The 12,300-nt window shown below is 71.7% G+C and carries 13 protein-coding genes; 4 read left to right on the top strand and 9 right to left on the bottom strand.

All coding sequences use genetic code 11. From position 1 onward, the window contains the following. The first annotated feature begins 7 nt into the window (after positions 1-7). The 4 genes from KVT45_RS23255 to KVT45_RS23240 all read left to right on the top strand — a co-directional run bounded on the left by KVT45_RS23255 (position 8) and on the right by KVT45_RS23240 (position 3,916). Positions 8-790 carry an FMN-binding protein gene (locus tag KVT45_RS23255; RefSeq protein ID WP_217550454.1) on the top strand — a complete coding sequence of 261 codons (783 nt, stop codon included), beginning with the start codon at positions 8-10 and terminating at the stop codon, positions 788-790. Between the two features lie 4 nt (positions 791-794). Beyond that, positions 795-1,586, top strand: a complete 792-nt coding sequence (locus tag KVT45_RS23250; RefSeq protein ID WP_217550624.1) for an FAD:protein FMN transferase — start codon at positions 795-797, stop codon at positions 1,584-1,586. Between the two features lie 269 nt (positions 1,587-1,855). After that, positions 1,856-2,026, top strand: a complete 171-nt coding sequence (locus tag KVT45_RS23245; RefSeq protein WP_217550452.1) for a hypothetical protein — start codon at positions 1,856-1,858, stop codon at positions 2,024-2,026. Positions 2,027-2,101: 75 nt separating this feature from the next. Beyond that, positions 2,102-3,916, top strand: a complete 1,815-nt coding sequence (locus KVT45_RS23240; protein ID WP_217550451.1) for an ABC transporter ATP-binding protein — start codon at positions 2,102-2,104, stop codon at positions 3,914-3,916. Positions 3,917-3,923: 7 nt separating this feature from the next. Here KVT45_RS23240 and KVT45_RS23235 read toward each other — a convergent pair whose 3' ends face one another. From KVT45_RS23235 to KVT45_RS23195, 9 genes are all read right to left on the bottom strand, one after another. Further along, positions 3,924-4,679: a zf-HC2 domain-containing protein gene (locus KVT45_RS23235; protein WP_217550450.1), complete on the bottom strand. Its 756-nt coding sequence runs from the start codon at positions 4,677-4,679 to the stop codon at positions 3,924-3,926. After that, entirely contained in the window at positions 4,669-5,256 is a 588-nt protein-coding gene (locus KVT45_RS23230; RefSeq protein WP_217550448.1) for an RNA polymerase sigma factor, read from the bottom strand. The genes KVT45_RS23235 and KVT45_RS23230 overlap by 11 nt, the downstream gene beginning before the upstream one ends. Before the next feature lie 141 nt (positions 5,257-5,397). Continuing rightward, a complete protein-coding gene (locus tag KVT45_RS23225; RefSeq protein WP_089103158.1) occupies positions 5,398-5,943 on the bottom strand; it encodes an arginine repressor in 546 nt (181 codons plus the stop codon). Positions 5,944-5,950: 7 nt separating this feature from the next. Beyond that, positions 5,951-7,147 (bottom strand): acetylornithine transaminase, encoded by a 1,197-nt coding sequence (locus tag KVT45_RS23220; RefSeq protein ID WP_217550446.1) that lies wholly within the window; start codon positions 7,145-7,147, stop codon positions 5,951-5,953. Then, positions 7,144-8,052, bottom strand: a complete 909-nt coding sequence (argB, locus tag KVT45_RS23215; protein ID WP_217550444.1) for an acetylglutamate kinase — start codon at positions 8,050-8,052, stop codon at positions 7,144-7,146. Before argB ends, KVT45_RS23220 begins: the two co-directional genes overlap by 4 nt. Next, positions 8,049-9,200: a bifunctional glutamate N-acetyltransferase/amino-acid acetyltransferase ArgJ gene (gene argJ, locus KVT45_RS23210; protein WP_217550442.1), complete on the bottom strand. Its 1,152-nt coding sequence runs from the start codon at positions 9,198-9,200 to the stop codon at positions 8,049-8,051. Before argJ ends, argB begins: the two co-directional genes overlap by 4 nt. Beyond that, entirely contained in the window at positions 9,197-10,225 is a 1,029-nt protein-coding gene (gene argC / locus KVT45_RS23205) for an N-acetyl-gamma-glutamyl-phosphate reductase (protein WP_217550440.1), read from the bottom strand. The genes argJ and argC overlap by 4 nt, the downstream gene beginning before the upstream one ends. Before the next feature lie 659 nt (positions 10,226-10,884). Continuing rightward, positions 10,885-11,304: a GtrA family protein gene (locus KVT45_RS23200; RefSeq protein ID WP_217550438.1), complete on the bottom strand. Its 420-nt coding sequence runs from the start codon at positions 11,302-11,304 to the stop codon at positions 10,885-10,887. Then, a complete protein-coding gene (locus KVT45_RS23195; protein ID WP_217550436.1) occupies positions 11,304-12,278 on the bottom strand; it encodes a glycosyltransferase family 2 protein in 975 nt (324 codons plus the stop codon). The genes KVT45_RS23200 and KVT45_RS23195 overlap by 1 nt, the downstream gene beginning before the upstream one ends. Between the last annotated feature and the right edge of the window lie 22 nt (positions 12,279-12,300).

Here is a 12,300-nt window from a genome sequence, read left to right as displayed (position 1 = left end):
GTAAGCGATGAGGAAGAGTCACCCCATCAGGCGTGTGGTGCTGGCCACTGCGGCGACCGTGTCCGGTGTCGTGCTGCTGCTGTCGCTGAAGCCGTCGTCGGACCCGGCGTCCGCGTCGGCGGCGGGCGCGGCCCCGTCGGCCGCTGCGGCGGGACAGGAGTCGCCGCAGGGCGGCACCGGAGCCGCCGGGGCCACGACGGTGGACGGGGACGCGACCCAGACGCAGTACGGGGTCGTACAGGTCCGGCTGACCGTCGCCAACGGCAAGATCACCCAGGCCCAGGCGATCCAGGCGCCCAAGGGCGGCACCAGCGACCAGAAGACCGCGCTGTCGGTGCCGCAGCTGAACAAGGAGACGGTGGCGGCGCAGAGCGCGAACATCGACTCGGTCTCGGGGGCGACGTACACGAGCACCGGCTACAAGCAGTCGCTGCAGTCGGCGCTGGACAAGCTGAAGGAGGCGAGCGCCTCCGGTTCGTCGGGCTCCTCTTCCTCGTCCGGGTCCGCGCAGGCGCAGGCCAAGACGGTGACCGGGCAGGTCGCGCAGACCCAGTACGGGCCGGTCCAGGTCCGGATCACCGTCTCCGGCGGGAAGATCACCAAGGCGGAGGCGGTGCAGGCGCCCAGCGGCGGCACCAGCGACCAGAAGACCGCGCTCTCCGTCCCGAAGCTCAACCAGGAGGCGGTGGCGGCCGGGAACGCCAACATCGACTCCGTCTCCGGGGCCACCTACACCAGCACCGGCTACAAGCAGTCGCTGCAGTCGGCGCTGGACCAGGCCGGTGGCTGAGACCGTGGCCGAGTCCGCGGAAGCTCCCGCCGCGGTGCGTCATGCGGAGGAGGTCATGGGGACGGTCTTCTCCTTCGACGTCCGCGGCGGGGATCCGGATGCCGTACGGGCGGCCCTCGAAGAGGCGGTCGCCGGGCTGCACCGGGTCGACGAGGTGTTCAGCACCTACCGCGAGGACAGCCAGGTGTCCCGGCTGGCGCGGGAGGAGATCGGCGTCGCCGACTGCGATCCCGAGGTGGCCGAGGTGCTGGAGCTGGCGGCCGAGGCGGAGCGGGTGAGCGACGGCTGGTTCAGCACGCGCTACCGGGGGCGGCTCGATCCCACCGGGATCGTGAAGGGCTGGTCCGCCGAGCGGGCGGCGCGGGTGCTCCGGCAGGTGGCCGGGGTGAGCGGTGTGAGTGTGAACGGCGGCGGTGACGTCCAGATGTTCGGCGCGCCCGAGCCGACGCGGGCGTGGCGGGTGGGGATCGCCGATCCGCTCCGGCCCGGTGGGCTGGCGGCGGTGATCTCGGCGGCGGGGGTCGAGGAGCTGGCGGTGGCGACGTCGGGGACGGCGGAGCGGGGCGCCCATATCGTCGATCCGCGGACGGGGAAGTCGGCGGTGACGGACCTGGTGGCGGTGACGGTGGTGGGTCCGCGGCTGACGTGGGTGGACTGCTGGGCCACGGCGGCGTTCGCGATGGGATCGCGGGCCGGGTTGACGTGGCTGGAGTCGCTGCCGGATGTGGAGGGGCTGTTGATCACTGCGGGGGACGAGGTGCGGTGCACCGGGGGGCTGGCCGCCCGTCTGGGCTGAGGTGGCGGGTGGGGACGCTCACCGGCGCTTGCCGGGTGCCGCTGCGCCCACCCGTGCCGCCCTGCGGCACGCCTGCCCGCAGCTATGTAGCCGACGCGACTGCAGCGCCCCGTAAGGGGCGCGGGGAACTGCGCGACCAGCCACGAACCACCCGCGGACGAACGCTGAGCGCACACAGCTGCGACATTTTTCGGATTTATCCCACCGAACGCCATCCAAACTCCCCCTTCGGCCGTACCCCCTGTGAAGCAAGTTTCGGGAGGAACACCATGGCCGTCTTCAGCAACCTCATGCCGTTCAACCATCGGGACCGCGACCGCGATCACAACGACCGTCACGGCCACGACCACGGGCACGGCCACGACCACGATCGCGACCGCCACGACCGCCACGGGCACCGGCACGACCACGGCGACCGGCACGGGCACGACCGCTACTGACCACACCTGAAGGCGGAGCGGACCGGCGCCGGGTCAGCCGGTCCGCTCCGTCGGCGGTTTCCGAGGAACCCTGTCATGGCGCAAGTGCTGCGGCGTCTGCTGTCGGCCGGCGAACCCTCCGGCACCGTGGTCGCGGCCGCTCCCCCGGTCTCCCCACGCGAGGTCTTCCGGCGGTTCTGGCCGTACACCCACGGCGGCCGCCGCTGGCTCGTGCCGCTCGTCCTGCTGAGCCTGACCTCCCCCGTGTTCGACGCCGCGGAGCTGTGGCTCTTCAAGTTCGTCGTCGACGACGTGCTCGTCGCGCGGGAGTTGCGACCTCTGCTGTGGATCGCGCCCGCCTACCTGGGCCTCGTCCTCTGCTCCGGCGCCCTCGGCTTCGCCGACGACGTGACGTCCACCTGGGTCGGCGAACGCTTCCTGCTCACGCTGCGCTCCGGGGTGTTCCGGCATGTCCAGGGGCTCTCGCTCGGCTTCTTCGAACGCCGGCGGCTCGGGGACGTGCTGTCCAGGGTCACGGGCGACGTCGACGCGGTGGAGACGTTCCTGCTCTCGGGTGTCGCGGACGCCCTGTACTACCTGATCAGCCTGGGCGTCTACCTCGGCATGCTCTTCTACCTCCGCTGGGACCTGACCCTGCTCGCCCTCGTCGTCGTACCGCTGTTCTGGGGCTCGGCCCGGCACTTCTCGCGGCTGGTCAGGGAGGCCTCCCGGGAGCGCAGGCGCCGTGGCGGGGCGCTCGGCGCGATCGCCGAGGAGTCGCTGGGCAACGTCGTCCTCGTGCAGGCGTACAACCGGCAGGACTGGGAGGCACGCCGGTTCGAGCGGGAGAGCACCGGCCGGTTCCGGGCGGCGATGGCCTCGGCTCGGATCCATGCCGTGTACACGCCGGTGGTCGAGTTCGTGGAGGTGGCGGGCGGCCTCGCGGTGCTGGCTCTCGGCACCTGGAAGCTGGCCCAGGGCCAGCTCACGCTCGGCGGACTGCTGGTGTTCCTCGCGCTGATCGGCAAGCTGTACAGCCCGGTCCACGGGCTGTCCGGGCTCGGCACCACCTTCTACACGGCCTCCGCCGCCGCGGAACGCATCATCGAACTGCTCGACGAGCGGCCCCAGGTGACCGAGGCGGCCGGGGCACGCCGGATCGGCCGGGCACGGGGTGCCGTGGAGTTCGACGGGGTGTGGTTCCGCTATCCCGGTACGGCGGCCTGGGCGCTGTCGGACGTGTCGTTCCGGGCGGCTCCCGGGGAGACGCTGGCGCTGGTCGGGGCGAGCGGGGCGGGCAAGTCCACGCTCGCGAAGCTGCAGTTGCGGTTCTACGACCCCGACCGGGGCGCGGTCCGGCTCGACGGGACCGATCTGCGCGAACTCAGCCTGACCGACGTCCGGGAGAACATCGCCGTGGTGCTGCAGGAGACGCTCGTCTTCCACGGCACCGTGCGGGAGAACATCGCCTACGGCCGGCCGTCGGCCACGGAGGCGGAGATCGTCGCGGCGGCGCGGGCCGCGGACGCCCACGAGTTCATCGAGCGGCTCCCGGACGGCTACGACACCCTCGTCGGACAGCGCGGCCGGACGCTCTCCGGCGGACAGTGCCGACGGCTGGCGATCGCCCGGGCGATGGTCCGGGACGCACCGGTGCTCCTCCTGGACGAGCCGACCGCCGGGCTGGACGTCCGCTCGGCGCGGCGGGTGATGGAGCCGCTGCGCCGGCTCATGGCCGGGCGGACCACCGTGGTCGTCTCGCACCAGCTGCCGGCCGTCCGCGACGCCACCCGGATCGTGGTGCTCGACCGCGGCCGGGTCGTCGAGGACGGCGCGCACGCGGATCTGCTCGGGCGGCAGGGGCCGTACGCCCGGCTGCACCGGCCCGGCACGGGAGCGGTGCTGTCCTGACCTCCGTTCACACCACCGGGGTCACCACCTTGCCCTTCTGCAGCTGGGCGGTGGCGAGGACGGTGCCGTCGGGAGAGGTGAGGCGGGCGGCGGAGTACCGGGTGAGGTCGACGGGGACCGCCACGCCCCAGTTGCCGCGTCCGGCGCGCAGCGGGAAGTCGCCGACCCGCGTGGTCGTACCGTCGGCGCGGGCGAGGAGGCAGGCGACCTTGCCGTTGTAGGGGGTGCCGGGGAGGGCGACGGACACGAAGATCCAGGCGGGGCTGCCGGGGTGGGCGTAGACCTCGCCGACGGGCTGGCCGCCGCCGGCCGGGATCATGTCCCCGACCAGCACGGGCTCGGACTCGACGGCGGGCGACGAGGCGGCGGTGACGGCCCCCTCGACGGCGCTGCCGATCGCCCAGCCTGCGAAGCCGACGGCGACCGCGGCGGTGGCGGCGACCGCCGCGAGCCGCAGCCGGAGGCGCCGGACGCGGCCGCGCCGGCCCTGAGCGGCACCGGCCGGCCGGGCGCCCTCCGGCCCCGCCGTCTGCTCGGCCAGGCTGCGCGCCACCCGGGTCTCGAAGCCGGGCGGCGGGTCGCTCTCCGGCAGCAGGCCGATCAACCGGTCGCCGATCCCGGTGAGTTGGCGTACGTACTCCCGGCAGTCCGCGCACCCGTCCAGATGGGCGACCGCCTCGGCCCGCTCGCGCCCGGGCAGGACGCCCAGCGCCAGTTCGGCGCCGACCTCGCGCAGCTTCTCGCAGTGCGCGTCACCGGACATGGTCGCCTCCCTTCGGGGACGCGAGCGCGGTGCGGAGTTTCGCCATCGCGGCTCTGATCCGGGTCTTGGCCGTGCCCAGCGGGATCCGCTCCGCGTCGGCGATCTGCTGGGCCGTCATGCCGTAGATGCCGGCCATCATCAGGGCCCGGGCCTGGTCCCGCGGCAGCCGGGCCAGCGCGGCCCGGAGCTGGGTGGAGGCCTCGTCGGCCAGGGCCCACCGTTCGGGGGTCTCGGTGACGGCGTCGAGGAGGGGGTCGAGGTCCTCGGGTGCCATCGGTTCGGTCCGCCGGGCGCGGACGGCGTCGACGGCGAGGTTGTGCGCGATGGTCGTCAGCCAGGTCCCGACCGAGCCGCGGCGCGAGTCGTAGATCTGGGCATGCCGCCATGCGCGCTCGAACGTCTGCTGGGCGACGTCCTCGGCGAGCTGCTGCTCCCCGGTGACCGCCATGGCGACCCCGAAGACCCGGTGCTGGAATCGCCGTACGAAGAGCTCGGCGAGCTCCGGGTCTCCGGTGGCCAGCCCGGACAGCAGGGCCTCGTCCGGGAGGCGGCCGACGGGGAACCGGAATCCCGACACACCCCGGTATACGTTCGACGGCCGCCAGGGGATTGCCCGCCCGCCTGACCGCTCGCCGCGGAAGATCACACGGCCATTGTCCGTCGGCCGGCGGGGCCCCGCACGCGGGTGTCAGCGGCTGCCGGCGGCCGTCGGCGGCCGTCAGTGGCCGTTCTGGGCCAGGCGCAGCAGATGGTCCGCGAGGGCCTGCCCGCCGGTCGGATCACGGCTGATGAGCAGCAGGGTGTCGTCCCCGGCGATGGTCCCCAGGATGTCCTGGAGCTCCGCCTGGTCGATCGCCGAGGCGAGGAACTGGGCCGCGCCGGGCGGGGTGCGCAGGACGACCAGGTTCGCCGAGGCCTCCGCCGAGATCAGGAGCTCCTGGGAGAGGCGGCGCATCCGCTCCTCCTTGGCCGACTCCCCCAGCGGGGCGCGGGGCGTGCGGAAACCCCCCTCGCTCGGCACCGCGTAGATCAGCTCGCCGTCGGTGTTGCGGATCTTCACCGCGTTCAGCTCGTCGAGGTCCCGGGAGAGCGTCGCCTGGGTGACGGTGAGCCCGTCGTCGGCGAGCAGCTTGGCGAGCTGGCTCTGCGAGCGCACCGGCTGCCGGTTGAGGATGTCCACGATCCGGCGGTGCCGGGCGGTCCGGGTCTGCGGCACCGCGGGCCCCGCCCCGCCCGACTGGTCGAACTCCTGCGCCTGGCTCATCGTCGTCTCATTCTCCGGATCGTCCGTCCCCGCTCGCTGCGTCGAGGATGCCGGGCAGGGCGCTCAGCAGCGCGTCCGCCTCGTCGTCGCGGAGGTTCAGCGGCGGCATCAGCCGTACGACGTCCGGGGCGGGCGCGTTCACCAGGAACCCGGCCTCCTGAGCCGCCTGCTGGACCTGCGCTGCCAGCGGCTCGGTGAGCACGATACCCAGGAGGAGGCCCGCGCCCCGGACATAATCGATCAACCCGTGGCCGAGACCCTCGATTCCGTCCCGCAACCTCTCGCTCTGCCGCTTGACGTTCTCCAGCAACCCCTCGTTCTCGATGGTGTCGAGGACGGCGAGGCCGGCGGCGCAGGCCACCGGGTTGCCGCCGAAGGTGGTGCCGTGGTGGCCGGGCTGGAGCAGTTCGGCGGCCCGGCCGAAGGCCACGGTCGCGCCGAGCGGCAGGCCGCCGCCGAGCTGCTTGGCGAGGGTGACGACGTCGGGCAGCACGCCCTCGTGGGCCTGGTACGCGAACCAGGTGCCGGTGCGGCCGGTGCCGGTCTGCACCTCGTCGAGGACGAGCAGCGCGCCGGTGGCGGCGGTGATCGCGCGGGCCGCCTTGAGGTAGCCGGGCGGCGGTACGACGACGCCGTTCTCGCCCTGGACGGGCTCGATGATCACCAGGGCGGTGTCCTCGGTGACGGCTGCTGCCAGGGCCTGCGCGTCGCCGTAGGGCACGTGGGTGACGTCGGCGGGCAGCGGGCGGAACGGGTCCTGCTTGGCGGGCTGCCCGGTGAGCGCGAGGGCGCCCATGGTCCGGCCGTGGAAGCCGCCGTCGGTGGCGACCATGTGGGTCCGCCCGGTCAGTCGGCCGATCTTGAAGGCGGCCTCGTTGGCCTCGGCGCCGGAGTTGCAGAAGAAGACCCGGCCGTCCCGGCCGAAGAGCTGGAGCAGCCGCTCGGCGAGGGCGACCGTGGGCTCCGCCATGAAGAAGTTGGAGATGTGGCCGAGGGACGCGATCTGCTTGCTGACGGCCTCGACGATCGCCGGGTGGGCGTGGCCGAGCGCGTTGGTGGCGATGCCGCCGACGAAGTCGTGGTACGGGCGGTCCTCGGAGTCCCAGACCTTGACGCCCTCGCCGCGGACGAGGGGCAGGCGCGGGGTGCCGTAGTTGTTCATGAGCGCGCCCTGCCACCGGGTGGTCAGCTCCTGGTTGCTCACGACTGCTTCCCCTCTTGCTCGTCGGGCACGACCATCGTGCCGATGCCTTCGTCCGTGAAGATCTCCAGCAGGATCGAGTGCTGGACCCGGCCGTCGATGACCCGGGCGGTGGTGACGCCGTTGCGCACGGCGTGCAGGCAGCCCTCCATCTTCGGCACCATGCCGGAGCTCAGCTCCGGCAGCAGCTTCTCGAGTTGGGAAGCGGTGAGACGGCTGATCACCTCGTCGGAGTTCGGCCAGTCCTCGTAGAGGCCCTCGACGTCGGTGAGGACCATGAGGGTCTCGGCGCCCAGAGCAGCAGCGAGTGCCGCAGCCGCCGTATCAGCATTGACGTTGTAGACATGTCCGTCGTCCTCGGAGCGGGCGATGGAGGAGACGACCGGGATCCGGCCGTCGGCGAGCAGTGCCTCGATCGCGCCCGTGTCGATCGCGGTGATCTCGCCGACCCGCCCGATGTCGATCAGCTCGCCGTCGATCTCGGGCCGGTGCTTGGTCGCGGTGATGGTGTGCGCGTCCTCGCCGGTCAGCCCGACGGCGAGCGGCCCGTGCTGGTTGAGCAGGTTGACCAGCTCGCGCTGGACCTGCCCGGCGAGCACCATCCGTACGACGTCCATGGCGTCCTCGGTGGTGACCCGGAGCCCGGCCTTGAACTCGCTGACGATGCCGTGTTTGTCGAGGGCGGCGCTGATCTGCGGGCCGCCGCCGTGCACGACGACCGGCTTGAGGCCGGCGTGGTGGAGGAAGACGACGTCCTGGGCGAAGGCGGCCTTCAGGTCCTCGTCGATCATGGCGTTGCCGCCGAACTTGATCACGACGGTCCTGCCGTTGTGACGGACCAGCCAGGGCAGCGCCTCGATGAGGATCTGCGCCTTGGGCAGCGCGGTGTGCTTTCGCGTGGTGCTCATGACGAGTAGGCGCTGTTCTCGTGGACGTAGTCGGCGGTCAGGTCGTTGGTCCAGATGGTGGCGGTCTCGGAGCCGGCGGCGAGGTCGGCGACGATGTGCACCTCGCGGTAGCGCATGTCGACCTTCTCGCGGTCCTCGCCGACGCCGCCGTCCTTGCACACCCAGACGCCGTTGATGGCGACGTTGAGCTGGTCGGGCTCGAAGGCGGCCTTGGTGGTGCCGATGGCGGAGAGGACACGGCCCCAGTTGGGGTCCTCGCCGTGGATGGCGCACTTGAGGAGGTTGTTGCGGGCGATGGAGCGGCCCACCTCGACGGCGTCGTCCTCGCTGGCCGCGTTCACGACCTCGACCTTGATGTCCTTGCTGGCGCCCTCGGCGTCCCGGATCAGCTGCTGCCCGAGGTCGTCGCAGACGGCGCGGACGGCCTCGGCGAACTCCGCGTACTCCGGGGTGACCTCGGCGGCGCCGGAGGCGAGCAGCAGCACGGTGTCGTTGGTGGACATGCAGCCGTCGGAGTCGACGCGGTCGAAGGTCGTGCGGGTGGCGGCGCGCAGCGCCTTGTCGAGCGCCTCGCTCTCGACGACCGCGTCCGTCGTCAGCACGACCAGCATGGTGGCGAGGCCGGGGGCGAGCATGCCCGCGCCCTTCGCCATCCCGCCGACGGTCCAGCCGTCCTTCGTCACGACGGACGTCTTGTGCACGGTGTCGGTGGTCTTGATGGCGATGGCGGCCTTCTCGCCGCCGTGCTCGGAGAGCTGCGCGGCGGCGGTCTCGACACCCGGGAGCAGCTTGTCCATGGGCAGGAGCACGCCGATCAGGCCGGTCGAGCAGACGGCGACCTCGATGGCCCCCCTCCCCAGCACCTCGGCGGCCTTCTCGGCCGTCGCGTGCGTGTCCTGGAAGCCCTTGGGGCCCGTACAGGCGTTGGCGCCGCCGGAGTTGAGGACCACGGCCGAGACCTGGCCGCTCTTGAGCACCTGCTCGGACCAGAGCACGGGGGCGGCTTTCACGCGGTTGGAGGTGAAGACGCCCGCGGCGGCACGGCGGGGCCCGGTGTTGACCACGAGGGCCAGGTCCGGGTTGCCGTTCTCCTTGATCCCGGCGGCGATGCCCGCGGCCGTGAATCCCTTCGCTGCCGTCACGCTCACGGCGCAACTCCGATCGTGGTCAGCCCGGTGGACTCGTCGAGTCCGAGGGCGATGTTCATGCTCTGCAGGGCGCCACCGGCGGTGCCCTTGGTCAGGTTGTCGATGGCGCTGATCGCGATGATGCGGCCGACGGCCTCGTCGTATGCGACCTGCACCTGAACGGCGTTGGAACCGTGGACGGACGCCGTGGCGGGCCACTGACCCTCGGGGAGCAGGTGGACGAAGGGCTCGTCGGCGTAGGCCTTCTCGTAGGCGGCGCGCACGGACTCGGCCGTCACCCCGGCCACGGCCTTGGCGCTGCAGGTGGCGAGGATGCCCCGGGGCATCGGCGCGAGCGTCGGCGTGAAGGAGACGGCGATCCGCTCCCCCGCCACCGCGCTGAGGTTCTGGATCATCTCGGGGGTGTGCCGGTGGCCGCCGCCGACGCCGTACGGGGACATGGAGCCCATGACCTCGCTGCCCAGCAGGTGCGGCTTGGGCGCCTTGCCCGCACCGGAGGTGCCGGACGCGGCGACGATCACCGCCTCGGGCTCGGCGATCTGGGCGGCGTAGGCCGGGTAGAGGGCGAGGGAGACGGCGGTGGGGTAGCAACCGGGTACCGCGATGCGCTTGGACCCCTCCAGCGCGGCGCGGGCACCCGGCAGTTCGGGGAGGCCGTAGGGCCAGGTACCGGCGTGCGGGGAGCCGTAGAAGCGCTCCCAGTCGGCCGGGTCCTTCAGGCGGAAGTCGGCGCCCATGTCGACGACGAGGACGTCCGGGCCGAGCTGCTCGGCGACGGCGGCGGACTGCCCGTGCGGGAGCGCGAGGAAGACGACGTCGTGCCCGGCGAGGGCTTCGGGGGTCGTCTCCGCCAGCACGCGGTCGGCCAGCGGGAACAGGTGCGGCTGGAGCGCGCCCAGGCGCTGGCCCGCGTTGGAGTTGCCGGTCAGGGTGCCGATCTCGACCTCGGGGTGCGCGAGGAGCAGCCGCAGGACCTCTCCGCCCGCGTACCCGCTCGCTCCGGCCACCGCCGCACGTACCGCCATGTCCATCCTCCTCCAGATGGCATGACTATACGGTTCGCCGCACTTTTATGCAACGGAGTGCGCCGGCGGCACCCTGGTCATGCCCAGGCGACGGCCGCCGAGAACGTCCTCCCCGCACACCTTCCCGCACACCTTCTCTCGCGCCCTGCGGCGTCCTCGACGGCAGGATGTCCGGCGGGGAGCCGGCTTGCCGGGATCACGGGGGCGGGAGTGGCGGACATGGCCCTGGGCGCGCTGGACGATGTGCCGTGGGAGCGACTGGAGTCCGCCCGCGCGGACCGCCCGGCCGAGGAGATGCGGCACGCCCTGGTGGCGATGGGGCCGGCCGCGGCGTCCGCCGAGGCCGCCGTGCACGGTTGTGCGGTCCTCGACCATCCCGCCAACCATCAGAGGGCGGCATGGGGGGCCTGGCGCCTCGGCGGCGACCGTGACCGGGCGTTGCGAATCGTCGGCGAGGCGGTGCTGTCCGAGGACCGGCCTTGCGGCGCCGTCCTCCTCCTGGGCGACTTCGGCCCGGCGGCCCTGCCGTATGCCGACCGGGTACGGCAGCTCATGGCCGACTCCGACAACTGGTGCGAGGTGTCGGCGGCGACTCCTTCGTCAGCCTCCTCGAGGCTTTGCGCGCCGTCACCCGGATCGGCACGGCCTCTCCGGTCCGCCTACGCCGCCTCCGCCTTCGGCAGCATGACCCACCGCGACACCACGAAGGTGACCGGAATCGCCGCGGCCGACGCCATCAGCGGAGCGAACTTGCTTCCCACATGGAGCATGTCGACGATCACGTACACCCCCACTGTGGTGATCACGAAATTCGTCGCGTTGGTCAGCGGGAACAGCAGGAATTTCCGCCAGGTGGGACGCGTCCGGTAAGTGAACTTCGCATTGAGAAAAAACGAGCCGATCATACTCAGGAAAAACGCGAGAATATGCGCGGCCAGGTACGGCAAATACATCAGAAAAATCAGGTAAAGGCCGTAGTAGGTCGCCGTGTTGACGACACCCACCAGCGCGAAGGTGATGATCTGCCCGGATATCGGGCGGGTGGGTCCGGTGGCGGTCGACAGGGTGGCGTTCGGCATCAGGGGATGAGGTCCTTCGTCGTGCCGCGGGTGCGGTCTTCCGTTCGGTCCACGTTCGTCGCCTTCACCAGGAAGTGCGGGCGCCCCTTGACCTCGTAGTAGATCCGGCCGGTGTACTCGCCGATGACCCCGAGCATGATCATCTGTACGCCGGCCAGGGCGGTGACGGCTGTAATGATGGTGACATAGCCGGGCGTCTGCACGCCGTTGATCATCGCGGCGCCCACGATCCACGCCGTGTACGCGCCGGCGAGCGCCAGCAGGGTCATGCCGAGGTAGAGCGCGGCGCGCAGTGGGCGGTTGTTGAAGGAGAGCAGCCCGTCGAGGCCGTAGTTGAGCAGGCTGCGGAACGACCAGGAGCTGCTGCCGTGTTCGCGCACCGCGTTCTCGTACTCGAAGGTGGTGCTGGGGAAGCCCACCCAGGCGAACAGGCCCTTGGAGAACCGGTTGTACTCGGTGAGGCTCACGATCGCGTCCACCACCCGGCGCGACATCAGCCGGAAGTCGCCCACGCCGTCGACGAGTTCGACGTCGACGAGCCGGTTGATGAGCCGGTAGTAGAGGCGGGCGGTGAGGGTGCGGGTGACCCGGTCGCCCTGCCGGGTGCGCCGGGCGATGACCTGGTCGTAGCCCTCGCCGCGCAGTTCGACCATCCGCTTGATGAGGGCCGGCGGGTGCTGGAGGTCGGCGTCCATGACGATCACGGCGTCGCCGGTGGCGTGCTTCAGGCCGGCCAGCAGGGCCGCCTCCTTGCCGAAGTTGCGGCTGAAGGAGACGTACCGGACGCGCGAGTCACCGTCGGCGATCTTGCTGAGGAGGGGCAGGGTGCGGTCACGGCTGCCGTCGTCGACGTACACGAACTCCATGTCGTGGCCGAGCGGCAGAAGCTCGTTGGCGATCTTCTGGACCTGCTCGTGGAAGCGTTCTATGACGTCTTCCTCGTTGTAGCAGGGCGCCACGATCGATATCAGCATGGGTTTCTTCCCCCTGGGGACG

The sequence above is a fragment of the Streptomyces sp. GbtcB6 genome (assembly GCF_019091475.1).
GTDB classification, from domain to species: Bacteria; Actinomycetota; Actinomycetes; order Streptomycetales; family Streptomycetaceae; genus Streptomyces; species Streptomyces hyaluromycini.
The sequence above is the reverse complement of the archived record's forward strand: the minus strand, read 5'-3'. Positions and strand labels throughout refer to the sequence as shown.